At 74.1% G+C, this 20,737-nt stretch carries 18 protein-coding genes; 10 read left to right on the top strand and 8 right to left on the bottom strand.

Going from position 1 to position 20,737, the window contains the following annotated elements:
* Positions 1 to 394 precede the first annotated feature (394 nt).
* Complete coding sequence (locus tag H297_RS40060; RefSeq protein ID WP_078515054.1) at positions 395 to 1,471, bottom strand: serine/threonine dehydratase; 1,077 nt, start codon at positions 1,469 to 1,471, stop codon at positions 395 to 397.
* 54 nt (positions 1,472 to 1,525) lie between these two features.
* Entirely contained in the window at positions 1,526 to 3,856 is a 2,331-nt protein-coding gene (locus H297_RS40055) for a helicase domain-containing protein (RefSeq protein WP_106959755.1), read from the bottom strand.
* A 394-nt stretch (positions 3,857 to 4,250) separates the two neighbouring features.
* On the opposite strand from H297_RS40055, the gene H297_RS40050 reads away from it, so the two are divergent.
* Both H297_RS40050 and H297_RS0133570 read left to right on the top strand, forming a co-directional pair.
* Positions 4,251 to 5,747, top strand: coding sequence for a glycosyltransferase 87 family protein (locus H297_RS40050; protein WP_064744914.1), 1,497 nt, complete (start codon positions 4,251 to 4,253; stop codon positions 5,745 to 5,747).
* Between the two features lie 20 nt (positions 5,748 to 5,767).
* Entirely contained in the window at positions 5,768 to 7,129 is a 1,362-nt protein-coding gene (locus tag H297_RS0133570; protein ID WP_486589785.1) for an AMP-binding protein, read from the top strand.
* A 63-nt stretch (positions 7,130 to 7,192) separates the two neighbouring features.
* On the opposite strand, the gene H297_RS0133565 is transcribed toward H297_RS0133570, so the two are convergent.
* From H297_RS0133565 to H297_RS0133550, 4 genes are all read right to left on the bottom strand, one after another.
* A complete protein-coding gene (locus H297_RS0133565) occupies positions 7,193 to 8,884 on the bottom strand; it encodes a DNA repair helicase XPB (protein ID WP_027740603.1) in 1,692 nt (563 codons plus the stop codon).
* A gap of 174 nt (positions 8,885 to 9,058) precedes the next feature.
* A complete protein-coding gene (locus tag H297_RS0133560; protein ID WP_027740602.1) occupies positions 9,059 to 9,271 on the bottom strand; it encodes a DUF397 domain-containing protein in 213 nt (70 codons plus the stop codon).
* Positions 9,272 to 9,316: 45 nt separating this feature from the next.
* Complete coding sequence (locus tag H297_RS0133555; RefSeq protein WP_027740601.1) at positions 9,317 to 9,529, bottom strand: DUF397 domain-containing protein; 213 nt, start codon at positions 9,527 to 9,529, stop codon at positions 9,317 to 9,319.
* Complete coding sequence (locus H297_RS0133550; RefSeq protein WP_027740600.1) at positions 9,526 to 10,368, bottom strand: Scr1 family TA system antitoxin-like transcriptional regulator; 843 nt, start codon at positions 10,366 to 10,368, stop codon at positions 9,526 to 9,528. The genes H297_RS0133555 and H297_RS0133550 overlap by 4 nt, the downstream gene beginning before the upstream one ends.
* Before the next feature lie 187 nt (positions 10,369 to 10,555).
* Between H297_RS0133550 and H297_RS43525 the strand changes: the two genes are divergently transcribed.
* From H297_RS43525 to tgmC, 6 genes are all read left to right on the top strand, one after another.
* Positions 10,556 to 10,756: a hypothetical protein gene (locus H297_RS43525; RefSeq protein WP_158693791.1), complete on the top strand. Its 201-nt coding sequence runs from the start codon at positions 10,556 to 10,558 to the stop codon at positions 10,754 to 10,756.
* Positions 10,753 to 11,016 (top strand): hypothetical protein, encoded by a 264-nt coding sequence (locus H297_RS0133540; protein ID WP_027740599.1) that lies wholly within the window; start codon positions 10,753 to 10,755, stop codon positions 11,014 to 11,016. Before H297_RS43525 ends, H297_RS0133540 begins: the two co-directional genes overlap by 4 nt.
* A gap of 274 nt (positions 11,017 to 11,290) precedes the next feature.
* Positions 11,291 to 11,551, top strand: coding sequence for a putative ATP-grasp-modified RiPP (gene tgmA / locus H297_RS0133535; RefSeq protein ID WP_027740598.1), 261 nt, complete (start codon positions 11,291 to 11,293; stop codon positions 11,549 to 11,551).
* A complete protein-coding gene (locus H297_RS0133530; RefSeq protein WP_027740597.1) occupies positions 11,551 to 11,745 on the top strand; it encodes a hypothetical protein in 195 nt (64 codons plus the stop codon). Before tgmA ends, H297_RS0133530 begins: the two co-directional genes overlap by 1 nt.
* The gene (locus H297_RS44795) at positions 11,742 to 12,140 is read left to right on the top strand and encodes a hypothetical protein (RefSeq protein ID WP_486589784.1); all 399 of its coding nucleotides are present in this window, start codon (positions 11,742 to 11,744) and stop codon (positions 12,138 to 12,140) included. Before H297_RS0133530 ends, H297_RS44795 begins: the two co-directional genes overlap by 4 nt.
* Positions 12,137 to 13,273 carry an ATP-grasp peptide maturase system methyltransferase gene (gene tgmC, locus H297_RS0133520; RefSeq protein WP_027740596.1) on the top strand — a complete coding sequence of 379 codons (1,137 nt, stop codon included), beginning with the start codon at positions 12,137 to 12,139 and terminating at the stop codon, positions 13,271 to 13,273. Before H297_RS44795 ends, tgmC begins: the two co-directional genes overlap by 4 nt.
* 49 nt (positions 13,274 to 13,322) lie before the next feature.
* Here the strand turns inward: tgmC and H297_RS0133515 are convergent, their stop codons facing one another.
* A complete protein-coding gene (locus tag H297_RS0133515) occupies positions 13,323 to 16,022 on the bottom strand; it encodes a helicase-associated domain-containing protein (protein WP_027740595.1) in 2,700 nt (899 codons plus the stop codon).
* Positions 16,023 to 16,563: 541 nt separating this feature from the next.
* Here H297_RS0133515 and H297_RS0133510 point away from each other — a divergent pair.
* A complete protein-coding gene (locus H297_RS0133510; RefSeq protein WP_027740594.1) occupies positions 16,564 to 17,742 on the top strand; it encodes a hypothetical protein in 1,179 nt (392 codons plus the stop codon).
* A gap of 197 nt (positions 17,743 to 17,939) precedes the next feature.
* Here the strand turns inward: H297_RS0133510 and H297_RS0133505 are convergent, their stop codons facing one another.
* Positions 17,940 to 19,217: a hypothetical protein gene (locus H297_RS0133505; RefSeq protein WP_027740593.1), complete on the bottom strand. Its 1,278-nt coding sequence runs from the start codon at positions 19,215 to 19,217 to the stop codon at positions 17,940 to 17,942.
* Positions 19,218 to 19,640: 423 nt separating this feature from the next.
* Between H297_RS0133505 and H297_RS40040 the strand changes: the two genes are divergently transcribed.
* Entirely contained in the window at positions 19,641 to 20,267 is a 627-nt protein-coding gene (locus H297_RS40040) for a SigE family RNA polymerase sigma factor (RefSeq protein WP_078515052.1), read from the top strand.
* Positions 20,268 to 20,737: the final 470 nt, after the last annotated feature.

Below are 20,737 nucleotides of genomic sequence, written 5' to 3'. Positions count from 1 at the left end.
CGCCGCACGTGCGGGAGTTCACGACCGGTCCGCCGTGTGACGGGACCGTGACATCCGAGTGGCGGGCGGCCCTGCCCCGGCGGTCGGGGAGGCGCCCGGCGCCGAGCACCGTCAACCCGTTGCCAGTTGGGAGCACCGGCGGGCCTGCCCCGGACCGGGCTCGGCGCAGGTGCCTGGTGCCGCCGCCATGTCGGTGTCGTCCGCCTCCGGGCCGGTCCCCGCTCGTACCGGCCGACCGCTCGACCTGTCGTAGCCGAACGTGGAGGAGGCGCCGGGCCCGTGCGGGAGGACCCGCACGGGCCCGGGCGCAGTGGTGCCCGCCGCCTCGGCCGCCGCGGCAGGTCGGCTCAGCGCACGTGGGCGGGGGTGGGGGCGCCGGCCGGTGCGCGCTGTCTCATCGGACCGCGCCGTCCTGCGGGGGCTCGGCGTCCGGTGCCGGTGCGGCGTTCCGTGGGGTCTCGGCTTCCCGCGCCGGAGCGGCGCTCGGGGAGAGTTCGGCCGGGTCGGCGTTGGACCCGCACAGCACCACCACGACCCGCTCGCCGGCCGCGGGCACGTACGGTGCGTGCTCGCTGCTGCATCCGGGGAGGCCCGCGACCGCGGCGACGGCGGCTCCGGCGGCGTTCTCCACCGCGAGCCGGTACCGGTCCCACAGCCCGTGGCGGGCGGTGACGACGGCGTCGTCCGGCACCAGGACGGACCGCACGTTGCGGTGGCCCGCGGCGGCGAGCGCCATCGGGGTGGCGCGGCGGGCGCCGAGGGAGTCGGCGGCCACGGAGTCGACCTCGACGTCGACCACGCGACCGGCCTCCAGGGCGGCGTTCAGGGCGCGGCAGCGCTCGGGTTCGACGGCGACGACGCGGATGCCGTGGTGCTGGGCCGCGGCGGCGACCCCGGCGAAGAGCCCGCCGCCGCCGACGGCCACCACCACGGTGTCGACCAGCGGCACCTGGGCGCGGATCTCCTCGACCAGGGTGCCGGCGCCCGCCGCGATCAGCGGGTGGTCGTAGGCGTGCGAGGGCAGCGCGCCCGTGTCGGCGGCGAACTCCTCGCAGGCGGCGGCGGCTTGCGCGTACTCGCTGCCCACCAGCCGCACCTGGGCCCCGTACGCGCGGAGTCTGTCGGCCTTCACCTGCGGGGCCGTCTCGGGCAGGAAGACGGTGGCGGGCACGCCGAGGCCGCGCGCCGCCCAGGCGCAGGCGAGCCCGGCGTTGCCACCGGAGGCGAGGGTGACGCCCGCGTCCGGAAGCTCGCCCTGTTCCCGGTGGGCCAGCAGGAAGTTGAGTGCGCCGCGCGCCTTGAAGCTGCCGGTGTGCTGCATGAACTCCAGCGCGAAGTGCAGTTCGCTGCCGCCGGCTTCGGGCCCGGCCCCCGGGGAGCCGGTGTCCGCGCGCGCGACCGTCACTGGGCGGACGCGGTCGGCAACCCGATCGGCGGCGGTTTTGACATCCCCGTAGGAAAGGTGGTGCACGGCGCGACTCCTGGCGTGCTCGGACGTGAGCGGACAAAGGACTACGTTACGGCCTCACACCGACTGCCCCGTCAACGCTGTGGACGGTGCCGGGCCGTCCTGCTGCGCGGGCGGCCCCGCCACCGGCCCGGCGAGCGGCGCGGGCAACGGCTCCGCGTGCACCACGGCCAGCCCGGAGACCGCACGGGTGAGCGACACGTACAGCCGTCGCAGCCCGGTACGCCGGTCGGGTTCACCCGCGACGACGGCGGCGGGCTCGTCGAGCACCACGTAGTCGTACTCCAGGCCCTTGGCCAGCGTCGCCGGTACGAGGGTCAGCCGGGCCTCGGCGCTGGTCTCCTGGCCGGGGGAGAGGAAGCCGAGCCCGGCGTCGCCGAGCGCGGCCCGCAGGGCGGGGAGCCGGGAGTCGGCGGCGATCAGCCCGACCGACCCCTCGCGGCGCAGGGCCTGCCGGCAGGCGTCCACCACCATCCGGTCGAGTGCCCCGGCCGGCGGTTCGGACCCGGCCTCGGCCCCCTCGCCGGTGCCGCCCTGGGCCCTTCCCGTGGGCACCCGGCGGACGGTGAAGTCGCCCGGCGATTCCCGTACGGAGGTGGCAGGCGTCAGCCCCGGGGCGATCGAGGGCAGCAGCCGGGAGGCGAACGCGATCACGTCGCGGGGCACCCGGAACCCCTCGGTGAGCTCCTCCACCACGGCGCCGGGTTTGCCCAGGTGCTCCAGCGCGGTCTCCCAGCGTTCGGTCGCCCACGGGGTGGTGCCCTGCGCGAGGTCGCCCAGCACCGTCGCCGACCCGGTGGAGCAGCGCCGCCCCACCGCCCGGTACTGCATCGCCGAGAGGTCCTGCGCCTCGTCCAGCACCACGTGGCCGAGGGAGGGGGTGCGCTGGACCAGGTCGGCGGCCTCGTCGACGAGGACCAGGTCGGCGGCGGACCAGCGGGCGCTCTTCACGCCGCGTGCGGGTCTGTCCCACAGGACGGCGCGCTGCTCGTCCTCGTTCAGCAGCCCGTCGGCCTGCTCGGCGAGGAACGCCGGGTCGGACAGCAGCCGCAGCACCAGCTTGGCCGGGTCGACGGCCGGCCACACCGCCTTGACCACGGCCTTGACCGCCGGGTTCCGCGCCACCGCGTCCTGGACGCGGTCGTCCGGCGCCTCCCCGGCCTGCTCCATGCGCAGCAGCACGGCGTGCGCGATCCGGTGCGGCAGGGCCTCCCGGGCGGCGCCGTAGCGCATGTCCCTGGCCAGCAGTTCGCGGGCCAGCTCCTCGATCTCGTGGGCGGGCACCCGCCACCGCCGTGAACCGCGCACCACCACGCACGGCTCGTCCGGCAGCGGCCGCACCCCGCTGCGCACGGCCCGGCGCAGCACCGCGGCCATCCGGGCGTCGCCCTTGAGACGGGCGGCCTCGGCGGTGTCGGTGCCGCGCACCGGCAGGTCGGGGCGGGCCACCAGGCCCTCGACGGTGGTCTGCTGGGCCGTCACCTCGCCGAGGGCGGGCAGCACCTGTTCGATGTAGCGGAGGAAGGAGTCGTTGGGGCCGACGACGAGTGTGCCGGTGCGGGAGAGCCGCTCGCGGTGCGCGTACAGCAGGTAGGCCACGCGGTGCAGGCCCACGGCCGTCTTGCCGGTGCCCGGCGCCCCCTGGACGCACACGGTGCCGTCGAGTCCGGCGCGCACGAGCGCGTCCTGCTCGGGTTGGATCGTGGCGACGATGTCCCGCATCGGGCCCACGCGGGGCCGCTCGATCTCCGCCTGGAGCAGCGCGCTGGTGCCCGCCGCCTCCGCGGGGTCGGTCAGGTGCTCGTCCTCGTAGGCGGTCAGTTCACCGCTGGTGTACCCGAACCGGCGGCGCAGCGCGACGTCCTGCGGGTCCTTCTTGGAGGCGCGGTAGAAGGGCTGCGAGACGGGGGCGCGCCAGTCGACGACCATGGGGTCGCCGGCGGCGTCGTGCACGTGCCGGCGGCCGATGTAGAAGGAGAGCCCGTCGCCCTCGATCTCGCCTTCGCCCTCGGTTCCGCCCTCGGTGTCGCCGGTGTCGGCACGGGTGTCCGCGTCGGTGTCGCCGGTGCCGAACGGGTGCCGGTAGTCGAGGCGGCCGAAGAACAGCGGCGCGTGTGCCAGGTCGGCGAGGGAGGCGATGCGGGCCTCGATGTCGGCGGCGAGCGCCGCGGCGTTGACCCAGTTCGCGGCCACGTTCTGGATGTCGAGGGCCCGGGTGCCGGCGCGCATGGCGCGGAGCGCGGACCGGGAGGCGGCCAGGTGCGCGCGTTCCCGGGCGAGGGCATCGTCGGAGGGGGCGGCGCCCTCGGAAGCGCCCTCGGAAGCGCCGTCGGGAGGGCCGGTGGAGACGTCGGCGGGGTGGGGCGTGGACGGGGGCTGGGCGGTCACCAGGCTGCCTCCGGGCAGGCACGGGCATGCGGACGCGCCGTCGACCGCGCACGGGGCCGGGCGGCAGCCGCCGGGCGCACGCGGGCGTACGGGCGTCACGCGATGCGGGCGTACAGGTCTACGGACGAGCCCGGCCGGTTTCCGTGCGGCGGGCGCCTCGGAGCCGAGAGCCGGCGGCGAGGGGGCAAGTGGGGGATTGTAGTGGTGGCTCGTGCCGACAGCGAACGGTTTTCCGCCCCCGTGGGAGGGTGGTCCACGACGGTGCCGTCTCCGTCCCGGGCCGCCGGCTCGACTAGGGTCGGCCCGGCGGCAGTCGACGGCGAGGGCCCCGCACCGGTGCGGAGCGGCGCGCCGTCCGGGGACGGTACGGACGAGCGACGAGGGGTCGGCACGGGTGACTGGCAGCGGCGCCGCGCGACTCCGCCTCCCGCGCCTGTCGGCCCCCTCCCTCCCCGTCGCGCTCCTGCTGCTGGCCCTGTCCCTGGCCGGATTCGGCGCCGTGGCCGCCGTGCACGGCATGCCCATGGACGACGTACAGGTCTACCGTGCCGAGGGCGCAGCGGTATGGCACGGCACCGATCTGTACGGCTTCACGGTGACCGCATGGGACCTGCCCGCCACCTACCCGCCGTTCGCCGCGCTGCTGTTCGTGCCGACGGCGCTGGTGCCGCAGGGCGTGGCCGAGGCGGCGTTCGTGGTGGGCAACGTGGCGCTGCTGGCCTGGCTGACGGCTCTCTCCCTCCGCGCCGTCCGCACCACCGCGCACCCCGCGGCCACCCCTTCACGCGCCGTCCCGCGCCCGCGCGCCGCCCCGGTCCTCCCGGGCGCCGTCGCACGCCCCGGCGGCGCACCGCTCCCCGTCGTCCTCTCCCTCACGGCGGTCGCGCTGTGGCTGGAACCTGTCTTCCAGACGGTGGCCTTCGGGCAGATCAACCTGGCCCTGGCCTGCCTCGTGCTGTGGGACCTGGGGCGGCCCGAGGGGGCACACGGCAAGGGCTTCGCCGTCGGCGTCGCGGCGGGCGTCAAACTGACACCCGCGCTCTTCGCCGTACACCTGCTGCTCACCGGGCGGATCCGGCAGGTCGGCTGGGCCGCGGCCGGGTTCGCGGCCAGTGCGGGCGTGGGGGCCTGCGTGCTGCCGGGGGCGAGCGTGGAGTTCTGGACCCGCCGGATGTTCGAGACGGCGCGGGTCGGGAAGGCGTGGATCGTCGACAACCAGTCCCTCCAGGGGCTGGTCGCCCGCCTGCTGCACGATGCGGCACCGGCGGCGCCGCTGTGGCTCGTGCCGGCGGCGCTGACCGCCGCCGGAGGTCTGTGGCTGGCACGGTGGACGACCACGGGCGGACGGCGCGGAACCTCCGTACCGCCCGGAGGGCGACGGGCGCGGCTCGTCAGCGGGGACGGACAGGGCGCAGGGCTGGGGGAGTTCTGGGGGATCGTGGTGACCGCGCTGGTCGGGCTGCTCGTCTCGCCCATCAGCTGGTCGCACCACTGGGTGTGGTGCGTACCGCTGTTGGCGGGGCTGGCGGCCACGGCCGCGCGCTGCCCGGCGGGCAGCGCGGCCCGCACCCGGTGGACCGTCCTCGGCTGCGCCGTCGCCGTCGTCTTCACGGCCCGCACCCTGTGGCTCGTCCCCAGGAAGGGCGACCTCGACCTGCGGCTGGAGTGGTGGCAGCAGCCGCTCGCGGCGCCCTACACCCTGCTCGCGCTGGCGCTGCTGGCCGCGGCGGCCGGGTACGCGGCGGCGGGCCGCCGCCCGGTGCCGCTGACACCGCACGTCCCGGCGGCGAGAAGCGGCGCCGACGGGCACGCGAGGGGCCACCACCGCGCGGCCCCGCCCGCCGCCGGTGCGCGGCAGGACGGCCGACGACCAGAGTGTGACCCGGATTGACAAGGCCCGAGGAGGCCGGTGTGCGAAGCACGATGCAGGACATTCCGTTGACCGTGACCCGGCTCCTCACCCACGGCGCGTTCGCGCACGGGACGTCCCGGATCACGACCTGGGCGGGGACGGCGGGCGGGGCCGAGCCCGACCGGCGCTCCTTCCTCCAGACGGGACTGCGCGCCGTCCAGTTGGCCGGGGCCCTGCACGACGCGTTCGGCGTCGAGCCGGGGGACCGGGTCGCCACCCTCATGGCCAACACCGCCGACCACCTGGAGGCCTACCTGGCGGTGCCCTCCATGGGCGCCGTCCTGCACACCCTCGACCCGTGGCTGCCCGCCGACCAGTTGGTGGCGGCGGCCCGGCACGGCGGCGCATCGGTGCTGATCACCGACCCCACGGGGCTCGCCCCGCTCGCCTCCGTCCTGCCGCGCCTGGGCCACCTGCGGCACGTGGTCGTCGCGGGCGGCAGCGAGTCCGCCGCCGTCGTGCCCGGTACCGCGTACGGCGCCGAGGTCCACGACTACGAGTCCCTGATCGCCGACCGCCGCACCCGCTACGAGTGGCCCGCACTCGACGAGCGCGACGCCGCCGTGCTGTGCCACACCACGGCCGCCGACGCGGCGCCCCGCGGCGTCGCCTACAGCCACCGCGCCCTCTACCTGCACGCCCTCCAGGCGCAGACCCCGCAGGCGTACGGCATCGGTGAGCACGACCTCGTGCTGCCCGTCGTACCGATGTCCCGCATGCTCGCCTGGGGCCTGCCCTACGCCGCCTTCGCCTGCGGCGCCTCCCTGCTGCTGCCCGGCACCTACGACCAGCCCGTGCCGCTGGCCCGGATGGCCGAGCGGGAGCGGCCCACCCTGGCCGTCGCCGACCCCGCCACCTGGGAGGGGCTGCTGGACGAGCTGGCGGCCCGGCCCCGGGACCTGTCCTGCCTGCGGGAGGCGGTCGTCGTCGGCGGCCCCCGCGAGGAGCCGGGCGGCCCGCTGCTGGCGCAGGAGCTGGGGCGGCGGCACGGCATCAGCGCGGCCACGGCCTGGGGCGCGCCCGAGACCCTCTCCCCGGCGTGCATGGCCCGCGCCGAGGCCGGCGGTGTCCTCGGCGCGGGCCACTACCGCTTCCCCGCCCCCGTGGAGTACGGCGTCCTCGGCCCCGACCTGGCGCCTCTGCCCTGGGACGGCGAGTCCCAGGGCGAACTGCTGCTGCGCGGCCCCTGGATCACCGCCTGCTACGTCGAGAGCGCGGAGCCCGAGGTGCCTTCGGCGTCTGCGCCGCCCCCGGTGCCCCTCCACGAGGGCTGGCTGCGCACCGGCGAGACGGCGGTCATCACCCCGGACGGCCGGGTCGCGATGAAGCCGCCGAAGGAGCCGTCAGCCGAGGGGCTGTGACCCGCTGTGACACGCTGTGACCCGCTGCGGCCTCCCGTTCCGGTCGGGGCCCCGGGCGGAGGCTCAGGCGTCGTCGGCCTCGGCGGAACCCGTCGGGCGGGTCTCCTCCGGGGGCTCGTTCAGCAGGTCCACGGCGTCCACGATCCGGTAGGCGTACCCCTGCTCGGCGAGGAAGCGCTGGCGGTGCGCGGCGAAGTCCTGGTCGATGGTGTCGCGGGCGACGACCGAGTAGAAGCGCGCCTCGTGCCCGTCCGCCTTGGGCCGCAGCACCCGGCCCAGCCGCTGGGCCTCCTCCTGGCGGGAGCCGAACGTGCCGGAGACCTGTACGGCGACGGTCGCCTCGGGCAGGTCGACGGAGAAGTTGGCGACCTTGGAGACGACCAGGCAGGTCAGCTCGCCCGCCCGGAACGCGTCGAAGAGCTTCTCGCGCTGCGCGTTGCTGGTGTCGCCCTTGATGACGGGCGCACCCAGGTCCTCGCCCAGCTCGTCCAACTGGTCGATGTACTGGCCGATGACGAGGGTCTGCTGGCCCGCGTGCCGGCGCACCAGCGCCTCGGTCACCTTCCGCTTGCTGTCGGTGGTCGCGCAGAAGCGGTACTTCTCCTCCGGTTCGGCCGTGGCGTAGGCCAGCCGCTCGGAGTCGGTCAGGGAGACGCGGACCTCGACGCAGTCGGCGGGGGCGATGTAGCCCTGGTTCTCGATCTCCTTCCACGGCGCGTCGAACCGCTTGGGACCGATGAGGGAGAACACGTCCGACTCGCGCCCGTCCTCCCGTACGAGGGTGGCCGTCAGCCCCAGGCGGCGGCGGGCCTGGAGGTCGGCGGTGAACTTGAAGACCGGCGCGGGCAGCAGGTGCACCTCGTCGTAGATGATCAGCCCCCAGTCACGGGAGTCGAACAGCTCCAGATGCGGGTAGACGCCCTTCCGCTTCGTCGTGATCACCTGGTACGTGGCGATCGTGACGGGACGGATCTCCTTCTTCGTACCGCTGTACTCGCCGATCTCGTCCTCCGTCAGCGAGGTACGGCGCACCAGCTCGGCCTTCCACTGGCGGGCCGAGACGGTGTTGGTGACCAGGATCAGCGTCGTCGCCCGCGCCTCGGCCATGGCACCGGCTCCGACCAGCGTCTTCCCCGCCCCGCACGGCAGGACGACGACGCCGGAGCCGCCGTGCCAGAACCCCTCGACGGCCTGCTGCTGGTAGGGGCGCAGCGCCCAGCCGTCCTCCTTCAGCTCGATGCCGTGCGCCTCGCCGTCCACGTACCCGGCCAGGTCCTCGGCCGGCCAGCCCAGCTTCAGCAGCACCTGCTTGATCTGGCCGCGCTCGGACGGGTGCACGACCACCGTGTCCGGGTCGATGCGCTGCCCCACCAGGGGCTGCACCTTCTTCGAGCGCAGCACCTCCTCCAGCACCGGGCGGTCGCTGGTCTCCAGCACCAGCCCGTGCGAGGGGTGCTTGGTCAGGGACAGCCGTCCGTAGCGGGCCATCGTCTCCGCGATGTCGACCAGCAGCGCGTGCGGTACCGGATACCGCGCGTGCTCCACCAGCGCGTCCACGACCTGCTCCGCGTCGTGCCCGGCGGCCCGCGCGTTCCACAGGCCCAGCGGCGTCACCCGGTAGGTGTGGATGTGCTCGGGCGCCCGCTCCAGCTCCGCGAACGGCGCGATGGCCCGTCGGCAGGCATCCGCCTGCTCATGATCGACTTCGAGGAGCAGGGTCTTGTCCGACTGGACGATCAGGGGGCCGCCGTTCACGCGTCACCTTCCGACGTTCGGATGAGTCCCCCGGCAGGGGCCAAACGTCCAGTGTGCCGCACCGGCGCGCGTGGGGGAGCGGGTGTGAGCTACACCGCTCCCCGACGGGGCGCGGCCCCCTCGCCGTGTGGTGACGAGAGGGCCGCACTGTGCTCCGACGGAAGCGCTCCGTGGTCAGACGGGGAACCCGCCGCCCTTGATGCCGCCGACGAACTCCGTGAAGGCCGGGGCGGGGAATGAGAGGACGGGGCCTTCGGGGGTCTTGCTGTCGCGTACGGGGACGACGCCGGTGGTCGCGGCGGAGCGGGGGGACCACTCCAGGCAGTTGCCCCCGTCTTGGCTGCTGTAGCTGGACTTGACCCAGGGGTGGTTCGCGGACGGGGTCACAGTGCCTCCATGTGCTGTCTGCGGTGCCGTCTGTAGGTGCGATGGTCAGGCGGGAAGCTGTCCGGCCTTGATGCCGGTGACGAATTCCGTGAACACGTGAGACGGGAATGAGAGGACGGGGCCTTCGGGGGTCTTGCTGTCGCGTACGGGGACGACGCCGGTGGTCGCGGCGGAGCGGGGGGACCACTCCAGGCAGTCCCCGCCGTCCTGGTTGCTGTAGCTGGACTTGACCCAGGGGTGGTTCACGGACGGGGTCACAGTGCCTCCATGTGCTGTCTGATCATCTGGGCGGACGCATCGCGCGATAGAGCCGAAGCCGTGAGGACATCGTAAGACCGCGAAAGATGCCGAACTTGGGACGGTTCGTCGATGATGGCGCCCGACCGGATGCCTTCCGTATAGATCACTGGGGGCCCGTCCGCCGTGGCCAAGATGGACAGAGGGCCGTCCATCAATCCGTGTGTACCCGCGTCGAGCGGCAGCACTTGGAGAACGGTCGTGGGGCGCACTGTGTGTTCCAACAGCGCGGCCAGTTGCTCCCGCATGACCTCCTGGCCTCCCACCCGGCGCCGTACGACCGACTCGCACAAGATCACGGAGAAGTCCGGGGGCGTGCGGCCCTTCAGGATCTCCTGGCGGGCGGTGCGGTTGCGGACCCTGTCCATCAACTCGGCGTCACTGGCGCGCGGATCACCCTCGCGGAAGAGGGACCATGCGTATCCGGCGGTCTGCAAGAGCCCCGGTACAACGGTGGGCGACCATGCCGCGATGCTGACTGATTTCCGTTCCAGCTCGATGCGTCGCCGATATCGCTCCGGAAACGCTTGCGCCGTGATCTCCTCGTACAGCCGCTTGAACAAGCCGTCGGTGTCGAAGACCTGGTCCAGGAGGGGCGGGAGGCCCGCAGGGATCGGGCCCACGCAGTTCTCGACCCGCGAGATGGTGCTTTTGGAGGTGCGGACCATCCGGGCCAACTGGGTCTGGGTCAGGGGACCTTCCCCGTACAGTTCCCTCGCACTCCTGCACTCCTCGGCGAACTGCTTGCGCGGGTCCAGTGCGCCCTCTGCGCCTCCCGTGCCATCGGTGTCTGCGTTCATTTCTCCCCCTGACCATCGGTCTGGTCACGCCTCCCGAGGGCGCCGTCACCTGCGGTGAACGGCACGCGCACGCGGTGCCGTGACCAACTCGCAGGTTGGGCGCTGAAACTCTCCACAGAGTAGCGAGCCGTGCCGCACTGTTGTGACCGTTCCACCGCACAGAGTGAACGCGCAGAGGAGATGGCCCATGGGCACTCATGCACAGACACCGTGTCCGCCGACCAGGCCCGCGCCGGGGCTGGAGCCCGTACCCGTGCCGGAGTGCGACGTGTGCGAACTCCTCGCGGAGGACCGGGAGACGGCCCGCGCCAACGGACACTCGCTGACCGTCCGGAGCTGCAACGCCGTGATCGCCGGGCACCCCCACCAGCGGAAGCCGGCCCGGTGAGCGCCGCGCGCGAGGTCGCCGCCGCCGGGTACTTCCGTTCCCCGTCCCACATCCGACCGGGAACGGTGGTGTTCGACCGGGACAAGGAAATGGTGGGTGTCGCACGGCAGGCGGTCGGCCAGGTGGTCACCGTGGACCGTCCCAGCGGCCTGGCCTGGAACGTGCAGTACCGGCGCCTCCGTCCCGGTACTGCACGAGAGGCCCACCAGCTCCGTGCCCTGGCCCGTCTGCACCGCGTCCAGCGCCGGGGGCTGTCATGACGTGCCGAACGTGCCAGGAGCTGAAGGAGGAGCTGGCCCGAGCGGAAAGGACGGGGGACGCGTCCCGGGTCGTGGACTGCCGGGTGCTGCTCCGCCGTCACCCCGACCACGGTGGCCCACCCGCCGGTCCGGCGGAAAGGTCCCGGACATGACGTACCGGGCATGGAGGAAGACACATATGAGCAGGCCCCGGCAGCTTCACTGCACCACCGTCGAGGATGGACGAGTCCGGCGCGGCAATACGCACCGCGCCGACCGACGAGAAGGGCGCTTCATGTCGGTTGCCAGAACCGATCGTCCCCTCACCCCGTGGGGCATCAGCCGTATGCGCCCCTGTCCGAGCACTTACCAAGCCGGGTACGCCACTGCCGAACTGGACCCCGCAACCCAAGTCACCGTCTTCCGTGACGAGCGCGGCTGCGTCGTGGAGATGGGCAGGCACGGCACCGCCAAGGGAACCGGGACCAGCCCGCAGTCCACCAATCAGGACAGCCGCAACGACACCGACCACGACCAGGACGACGAGCAGGACTGATGAGCGACGCTGGACCGGTCGCGGTCGTCACCGAAGTGGATGACGTGACAGCCGACATGGTGATCACCGAACTCGACAAGCGCGGTGTCCCGGTCGTGCGGTTCGACCCCTCCGATATCGGCGACCGTCTCACGTTCTCCGCTCGGTTCGGCGCCGGTTCGGCCACGCCGGCAGGAATGCTCCGCCGGGCATGAACAAGGACCAGTGGCTGACCCTCGTCTACCGGAACGAAACGTGGGTGACGCAGTTGGACGGCCAGGTGATCGCCGACAGCGCAGACGGTCCACTGACCGATTTTCGCCTCGTTTCCCGGGGCTCACTATGGCAACCATCCCTGGCGGAACCGGGACGCCGAGTACAAGCCCGCCCAGGTGGCAGCCGCCCGCTGTGGTTTCGAGGTGTCTCACCCACGCTCCTGACCAACGACCGCGAGCAGGCCCGCGCCTTCTCGCGGGAGCACGGGCGCGTGATCTACAAGCCACTACGCGCCACCGACTATCACGACGGTGACGGGCAGGCGCTGACCGTGTGGGTCGAGATCGTGTCCGCCGTCGCTGACCAGCTCGAACATGCGGGAGCACCGACGTGACCGTCACCCCCGACGAGCTGCGCCAAGAACTGGTCGACCACGTCGTCGCCCTCCACACGGGGCTGGCCCCGCAGTTGTGTGAAGCGGTTGCGGCCGTGGACCGCGCTTCGTTCATCCCGCCGACCGTCTACCGTCCCTCCGCCACCACGTGGGAGCCGGTCTCGCGCTCCGACGTCGGTACGGAGGAGTGGCTGCGGATGGTCTACGCCGACCGCACGTGGGTGACGCAGGTCGAGGGCGTGGACGCGGCCGACGCCGTCGGTCCCCTCTCCGGCAGTCCCACCTCCTCCGCCACCCTCCCCTCCCTCGTCGCCCGGACTCTGCACGTGGCCGACCTGCGGGGCGGAGAGAAGGTGCTCGAAGTCGGTACCGGCACCGGCTATTCCACTGCGGTGCTGTGCCACCAGGTCGGTGCAGAGAACGTGGTCAGCATCGAGTACGACCCTGCCTGCGCTGCGGCTGCGGCCGCGAACCTGGAGAAGGCGGGATGTGCACCGGCCCTCGTTGTGGGTGACGGGCTCAGCGGGCACAAGGAGCGGGCCGACTACGGCGCGATCGTCGCCACCTGTTCCGTCCGGTCCCTTCCGCCGGCGTGGCTGTTCCAGCTCACCGACGGCGGCAGCATCACCACGACGATCAGCGGGTGGATGCTCGCGGCCGGGATGGTCCGCCTCACGCTCGATGACGACGGTGCGGCCGTCGGCCGTTTCACCGCGGATCAGGTGACCTACATGCTCGCCCGCCCCCACGAACGCCCGCCGCACCACACCTTCCACCGCAGGAGCGGCCGTACCCGGCCCACCCGACTCGACCCCGGCCTGACCGAGCAGTGGGCGGGCCGCTTCGTCGCGCAACTCGCCGCCCCGTCGGCCGAGCTGCTCACCACAGGAGCGGGGCTGATCCTGCGCGACGTGGCGACCGGCTCACAGGCCTGGACCGAGCCCTCCGGCAGCGGCTGGACGGTGCACCAGCACGGACCGCTCCCACTGTGGGACCAGGTGGAGGAAGCACTGCTGGTCTGGCAGCAGCACGGCGCGCCCGACCTGACCGGTTTCGGGATGACGGCCACCCTCGATGAGCAAGCGGTCTGGATGGGCGACCCCGGCGGACCGTGCTGGCGCCTTCCCGCATGACGATCAGGCGGGCCGGTGCCCGCGTCCCGTGACGGGGACGGCGCGGGGCTCATTCCTCTGCGACCTCCGCCACCCCGGTGATCCGGTGGAGGGGGTAGGTGCGGACCTCGTCGGCGGTGTGGTCGTAGGCGGTGACGAAGCCGCCCTCGACCTTGACGGGGGCGATCACGCGCTGGGAGGCGGCGCCGTCGGCGTTGACGTAGCCGATCCACACCGGGGCGCCGGAAAGGGTGGCGGACTGCATGGTGGCGAGGGTGTCGGCCATGACGGAGCGGGGCGGCCCGCCCTCCGGGGGCGGCGCGGTCGGGGTGCGGGGCCGGTGGGGGAGCGTGGCGGCGTGGTCGCCCGCGCGGATGGCGCGGACCGCGGCGGACAGCAGCGTCTCGTCCGGGGCGGGCGGGCCCTCGGGGACCGGCGCGGGCGGGGTGCGGGGCGGCGTGCGGCGGGCGGCGGAACGGGCCAGCAGGACGTCGCCCTCGGCGGACTCGGCGGCCGGCGCGTGTCCCATCTCCCGCAGCTTGGCCAGGAGTTGGTCGGGGGGTGCGGGGGAGGCCAGCACCGTGGGAGCCAGCAGGCGCAGCCGCAGCGGGGCGGCGCGCCGGTCGGCGAGGATCTCCGCGAGCAGCGTGTCGTCGTCGCAGCGCACGTAGGAGGATGCGGCGCCCACCCGCACCCGGCCGTGCCGGCGGGCGACGTCGTCGATCAGGTACGTCAGCGGCTGCGGCACCGGCGTGCTGGAGTGCGCCGCGAGGAAGGCGTGCAGGTCGGCGGCGGAGCGGCCGCTGTCCAAAGCGCGCCGTACCGATGCGGGCGTGAAGCGGTAGACGGTGGCGCCGCCCTTGGACTCGACGTCGGCGAGGACGGCGAGCACGGCCGCCAGCTCGCGCTCCAGCGGGCCCGGCGCGACGGCGGTCAGGTCGGCCTGGAGCAGCACCTCGGACAGCGGCTCGGGCAGGTGCGGGGCGAGGCCCCGGGCGACGGAGGCGACGACGGTGGCGGTGGGGGGTTCGCCGGGCGCGGCGTCCTCCCGGGCGGTCGCCTCCACCAACGGGCGGACGAACGAGGCGAGCGCGCCGCGCCCGGTCGCTCCGAGGGTCTCCGCCTCGTCGAGGGACCAGTGCAGCAGGCGGACGGGCAACTCGGCACCCGACTCCGCCTCCGGGCGGCCGGGGCGGCCCGTGCTTCCCTCCGGTCCGGTCGCCGGGCCCTCGGCGCGGCCCGGCCGGTCGGCGCGGCCGGCCCGTACGGCCAGCAGCGGCCGCTCCCAGTGCATCCGGGCGCGCAGCGTCTCACGGTCGGGGGCCGAACCGGGGTCGAGGTCGGCGAGCAGGGCGAGGGCCCGGTGGCGTACGTCGGGTGCGGGGGAGCGGTCGAGGCCGGGGCCCAGTGGGGCGAGGCTGCGCTTGCGGGCGTCCCGCATGTCACGCTCGCCCACCAGTCCCGCCACCCGCGTCGCCGGGTACCAGGCGGCCACCAGGTGCGCCCAGCGCTCCGCCGGGGCGGCACGCAGCCACTCGTCGTACGCGGGGGTGGGCGCGTACGCCTCGTCGACCTCGCCGTCGGAGGCCACCAGACCGGCCGCGTAGGCGAGTTCGATCCAGAACGCGGCCATGGGCTCGGGCAGGTCGAGGGCGACGGCGGTCCGCTTGAGGTCCCGCACACCGAGCCCGCCCGCGCGCAGCACCGGCGGCGGCTCGGCCTCCCAGGAGGACAGCAGCTCCTCCACGGTGGTCAGCGCCGTCATCGCCTGCCCCGCCGCCGCGGCGTCCACCGTCGCGGGCTCGTGGGAGCGGGCGACGGCGACCGGGGGCGGCGTCGGCTCCGGCTCCCGGTGGGCCCGGCCGCCCCGCAGGTGCAGGGCCACCTCGCGCGGCAGGACGACACTGCCCGCGGTGCCCTGGCCTCCGCCCCCCGCGGGCTGCTCGCCCCCGGTCGGCACCAGCAGTGCCCTCTCCAGCAGCCAGGTGACCGGCGGTGGGGGTGCCGACAGGTCGACCGCACCGTAGGGCGGACCCCACTCCAGCTTCCGCAGCACCGTCAGGGCACCCTCGGGCGCCCCGGCCAGCAGCGCGGACATCCGTGCCGGATCGCAGAACAGCTCCGTGAGGGCCGTCAGGGCGCTCACCGGATCGTGCGTCGCCGGCAGCCCCGCGTGCGTCAGCATCTCCTGGAGGCGGGACGGCGACGGCTTGGCCGGGCCCGCGGCCGCCACCGCTTCCACCAGCGTGGGGCCCAGCCCGGTGGGTGACGGGGAGGTGAGCAGTTCGCGTGCCGTGCGCACCAGCCGCGGACGGTCCTGCGGGCCCCACGCCAGGGCCCGGGTGCGCAGTTCGGCGAGGGCGCGCGGCAGTCGTGCGGCCGCCTCCTCGCCGGGCAGCAGCGCGGTCAGGGCCTCCCGGGTGGCCGGCGGGCCACTCTGCGAGCCGGGCCCCGACCCGGTGCCGGCGGGGGGTGCCGAGGGGGCGACGGCGAGGGCCTCGGCAGTCTGTAGCGCGAACCGGTCCAGCCGCTCCAGTGCGCGGACGACCGAGGCGCGGGTCCCTGCGCGGGTGGCGAGCTGGGTGAGGTCGTTCGGTACGGGGGAGAGCAGGTCGGGCCGGGCACGCAGCAGTGCGGCGAGCGCGTCGTCCTCCCGGGCACGGAGGTCCTCGGCGAGAGTGCGGGGGCCGGACGCCTGCGGGTCGCCCGGCCGGGAGGGAGAGGCTCCGGCCCCCTGGGAGGGAGAGCCCCCGGTCTGCTCGCTGCTCATCCCACCCACGGTAGCGGGCCCGCCGCCACCCGGCGGCTGTCACCGTCCACCGGCCGTCGCCGTCCGACCGGCGCCGCCACCTCGTCCGGTGCTGCCTCCCGCCGATGCCGTCCCTCCGGCTGGCGTCGTCGTCCCGGCCGGCGACGCCGCCTGGGCCGGTGTCCTCGTGTCGGTTGGTGCCGCCACTTCGGCTGGTGTCCTCTCGGCGGTTGGTGCCGTCACCTGGGCTGGTGCCGTCACCTGGGCTGGTGCTGCCGTCTCCGCCGGTGCCGTCAGCCGGCTGACGGCACCACGGGCTGCTGGTGCCGCTCGGCGGCTATGACGTCTCGCCTGGTGCGCCCCGCCTGTTGCCGGACCGGCTGTTGCGGGGCTCCGCCTGGCGGGGGTGCCCTCCGGTGTGGGGCCCACCTGGTACCGGGCGCACTTGGTACCCGGCCCATTCGGCAGGTCGGGCCCGAGGGGTGCGGGCGCTCCCTCGGGTGCGTTGCGCGCGGTACCGTCGGGACAGGTCGGTGAAGCGCTAGCGGGTTGTGGGGACTTGGTGGGGATCGAGAGCGACCGTCTCGTGTTCGACTATCTGAGCCGTGTCGGAGACCTGGCTCACAGCACGCGCATGACCGCCGCCGAACGGGCCAAGCTCGTCGGCGGGCTGCGCGGCGAGATCGACAGGGCGCGGGCGGCGGACGGCGGTGCGGTCACCAAGGCCGCCGTCCAGAAGATCCTGGACCGGCTCGGCCGCCCCGAGGACGTCGTGGCCTCCGCGAACGGCGGCAGCAGCCCGACGCCGCCCGCCCCCGCCCCCTCCCAGCAGGACGACGGCGGCTCCGCCGCGTCGGACCTCTCGGCACGGATCCGCCGGAAGGCGCGGGTCCGCCGGGACGCCGACGACGGAGCCGGCCCCGAAGTACCGTCGGCCGCACAGCCGTCCGTGCCCACTCAGCGCACCAGCGCGCCCAGCGCCGCCTACGGGGCCTCGTCCCCGCACCTGGCGAGCCTGGACGAGCTGGGCGACGCGGACTCCGACCCCGACTGGTGGCGCGTCGACCCGAGCCCGTTCGGCACCGGGCCCGGCGGCAGCAACGCCGTGGCGGCCGGTGAGCCCGTGCCGGGTTTCTTCGGCGGTATCGAGCTCCCCGAGATTCTCAAGCCGCCGCCCGGCGAGGACGAGCGCCCCGGCTCGCCCGCCGCCCCGGGCGCCCCGAGCGCCCCCGGTGTCCCGACCGCCCCGGGAACCGTCCCCGGTGCGGTGCCCGGCGCCGACAAGGCAGCGGCAGCCCCGGCGCCCGCACCGGCCGCCTCCGGTGCCGCACCCGGTCTGGCCGCGCTCCTGCTGCGGCGCCGTGCCCGCGGCGCCCAGGGCGAGGGCGTCGCCCGCCGTGGCGGGTTCGTCGAGCTGGTGGCAGCTCTCCTGCTGGTGGTGGGGGCCGTGATCGGCTCCCTGGTGCCGCTGGCCGCGGGGTGGCTGGCGGCATGGTGGTCGCCCAAGCTCAGCCGTACGGAGGCGAAGTGGGCCGCCCTGGGCATGCCCGGTCTCGTCTTCGCCGGTACGGGCGTCTGGCTGTGGGGCCGCGCCGAAGGGCGCTGGGGCGAGCGACTGCCGCAGGGCGGTGACGCCCTCCGGGAAGCGATGGGCGACGCGTTCCCCGTGACGCTCCGCATCGCCGCGGGGGCCGCCGCCCTCTACCTCGTGTGGCGCGCCCGCCGCCCCGTCGGCGGCTGAGTCCTGCCCGGACGGTCGAGTGCGCAGCCGGATGACCGGTCGGGCAGGGCGGCCTGAAGGTCCGGCCGCCGGAATCGGCCCGGCTGCCGGAATCGGCCCGGCCGTCGGAATCGGCCCGGCCGTCGGAATCGGCCCGGCGGCCGGTGTGGAGTGGGCGAGCCGGTTCCCGCCGTGTGCGCGTGCGGGTTGGCTGCCGTTCAGGGAGCAGCGGTGGTGACGTCCACCTCCGTGCGGGCCGCCTCGGGGTGCCGCACCCCCGTCAGCACCTGGTCCTGCCGGGTGTCGCCGAGGAGGTGGCGGCGGAAGAAGGCACCGAGGTACGTGGCGGCGACATGGCGCTGTTCCGGCTCGGTCAGCTGCCTGGCAGGCGCCGCGTCCGCATGGTCGGTGCACTGTCCGGGGTGTCCTTCCACCGGCGTGGCGTCGTCGGAGGCCGCGACCTGGCGGCTGTGAGGCGACCACTGCGTGTTGAAGTAGTTGTGGTTCGCTCCGCGGACCGAGAACCGGTAGAAGCCGCTCCGGTTCCCCTCGGCCGCGTCGGCCGCGAACGAGAGCGCCTCACTGCCGACCTGTCCGTCGCATGTTCCCCGGAAGGCGGCGAAGGGGGTCTTGGTGATCGTGTAGTCGGTCATGTCCTCCGTCATCACGTTGTAGGCGGGCGCCACGGCCGCCACCGCCTTGACGTCGACGCCCTCGGGCCACTGCTTCCGGTGGCTGTCCGCCGCCTGCCAGGTGACCCCCGCTCCTGCCCGTGAGTGCCCCACGATCCCTACGTCACCCGTGTCCACGTGGTGGGCGAAGCCGACGCGTCGCGCCGCTCCGGTCGCCGGGTCGGCGAACTTTCTGGCGAGCGCGCCCTTGCCCCGGGAGCTGAGCTCCTGCCACATGCGCAGATGCTGGTTGACGAGATCCGCCCGCGCGGCGGCATTGTCGTCCCCCGACACGGAGGAGGCGTTGATGCCGTTGGCGCCCGCCGAGACCACGACGAACCCCTGAGCGGCCAGCTTGCGGCCCAGGTAGTCGTATCCGCGCTCGCTGGGCAGGGCGGGTGTTCCCGCCGCACACGGCCAGGCGAACAGCTTGGCACTGGCAGCTTCGTACGCCGCGTCGTCCCCGCTGTCCTCGGCGGCAGCGCGCGCTGCCGCCGCCTTCGGGTCGGCGCAGGTCTCGTGCCAGCCGTGCAGCATCACGATCAGCGGGTGCCGCCCCGTGCCCAGGTCTGCGGGGTAGTGCACCACCCCGGCCAGCTCGACGGGTTGACCGGTCTGCGGCAGGTGCCAGGCCGCGTCACCCAGGTCGTAGCGGACCGTCCTGGTGGGCCCGGAAGAGGGCGCCGCGCTCCGTTGCGCCGCCTCGTTCGGCGCCGCGGCACCGGTTGCAGCCGTATACGTGAAGGCTGCCGCTGCGGCGCACAGCACCGCCGCCGTCAGAGCCGGCAGTCGAGTCGCAGCCCTCGTGCGCTTGTGTCGCTTCATCATGTCTCCAGATCTCGCATCCGACAGCGACGTGTCCCGCGCGTGCTGGACACGCACGTCCGCACCAGGGCGGAACGTCCCCTACGCCCTGACAGACGGGCGGGTTCGCCCGAGGTTGCAGGCCGCGACGCTCGGTGTTCCGGAAGCGGAGGACGGCCAGGCCGCGCCGCTCCCGTACCCCCCCCACAGCGCGGTGCGGTGCAACCTGTCGGCGCCCCACACGTCCTTCCCGGTAGAGGGCGCCCCCCGGGGAAGCCCTGAACTGCTCGATCCACGCAACAGGTTGACGTACATGCCAGAAATATCCCGCTGGGAAGCCGTCCGTGGCGGCAGGCCGACGTCCCCACGGCGCCGCGCACCGGAAGACGGCCGACACCCACGGCGTCGGGACGTCATCGCCCCGCCCGCGGGGGAAAGGCGCTGATGGCTGCCGTCTCCGCCTGGGGAGGTGCGGTCCCGCGCAGCCCGTGGCGACGGCTGCTGGCCCGCCTCTCCCAGAACCGGAACGGACCGGAACTCAGGGGCCGGCTGTTCGGCACGGCGTCGGGAAGACGCGGCACGGCGGCGGAAGAGATCGACATGCTGTACCGCCACCGCAGGCTCGACCTCGTGCGCCTTGCCGTCCTCCTGGTCGACGACGTCCCCACGGCCGAGGACGTCGTCCAGGAAGCCTTCGCAGCCCTCTACCGACGTCACGGCAACACCTTCGACGACATCGCCGACCCTGACGCCTACATACGGCGCAGCGTGGTCAACACCGCCAGGGACGTGCTGCGCAGGAGGCGCACCGTGCGCGCCTACATCCCCCCGCGCATCCTCCCCGCACCGCCACCGGAGGAGGAGGTCCTTCTCAGGGAGGAGCACCAGGAAGTGCTGCGCGCACTGAGGCTGCTCACGGTGCGCCAGCGGGAGGTCCTCGTCCTCAGGTACTGGTCGAACATGTCCGAGGCGGACATCGCAGCCACCTTGGGGCTGTCCCGGGGTGCAGTGAAGTCCACAGCGAGCCGGGCGCTCACGGCTCTGGCCGGAAGACTGAAGGAGACGTCATGACAGCCGTCGAGGACCGCCTTCGCGCCGCACTGCACGCCCGGGCCGGCCAAGTCACCACCCTCCGCCCGGCGTTCCCGCCGTCGACCCGCGCACGGATGGTCGGCCGTCCTGGACTGCGCAGGGCTGCGGTGGTCCTTCTGGCCGCAGCATTGGTGACCGTCCTCCTCGTCCTGCCACGGCTTCTCTCACATCAGGGCGACCCCTCGGTCCCCGCCGACACTCCCCCGCCCCCCAGCCCGAGCGACAGCACGTCACCTCCGCCCGCCCCTTCGCAGCGGGAAGAGGCACCTGGACCTGCCACACCGTAGAACGGCCGCAGCCGCAGCCGGGACCGCAGCCGGGAGCGCGGACTGCGGCCGTCTGTCTCACGCCCTCCGCTCAGCGGTCCACGTGGTCGGTTGTCCCGGGCGGCGGCTGGGGCCGGTCGGACCCCGTGGGCGACGCCAGTACGCGGGCGAGCGCGACGACAT

It is taken from the genome of Streptomyces sp. CNT360, from assembly GCF_000424785.1.
Note: the sequence above shows the minus strand (reverse complement) of the source record. Positions and strands in the feature narration are given on the sequence as shown.

Bases quoted from the DNA above. Each gene is read 5' to 3' on its own strand.
- H297_RS0133550 (WP_027740600.1), bottom strand. From the start codon at position 10,368: ATGAACGCAGACACCGATGGCACGGGAGGCGCAGAGGGCGCACTGGAC.
- H297_RS43525 (WP_158693791.1), top strand. From the start codon at position 10,556: ATGGGCACTCATGCACAGACACCGTGTCCGCCGACCAGGCCCGCGCCG.
- tgmA (WP_027740598.1), top strand. From the start codon at position 11,291: ATGTCGGTTGCCAGAACCGATCGTCCCCTCACCCCGTGGGGCATCAGC.
- H297_RS0133530 (WP_027740597.1), top strand. From the start codon at position 11,551: ATGAGCGACGCTGGACCGGTCGCGGTCGTCACCGAAGTGGATGACGTG.
- H297_RS44795 (WP_486589784.1), top strand. From the start codon at position 11,742: ATGAACAAGGACCAGTGGCTGACCCTCGTCTACCGGAACGAAACGTGG.
- H297_RS0133515 (WP_027740595.1), bottom strand. From the start codon at position 16,022: ATGAGCAGCGAGCAGACCGGGGGCTCTCCCTCCCAGGGGGCCGGAGCC.
- H297_RS0133505 (WP_027740593.1), bottom strand. From the start codon at position 19,217: ATGAAGCGACACAAGCGCACGAGGGCTGCGACTCGACTGCCGGCTCTG.
- H297_RS40040 (WP_078515052.1), top strand. From the start codon at position 19,641: ATGGCTGCCGTCTCCGCCTGGGGAGGTGCGGTCCCGCGCAGCCCGTGG.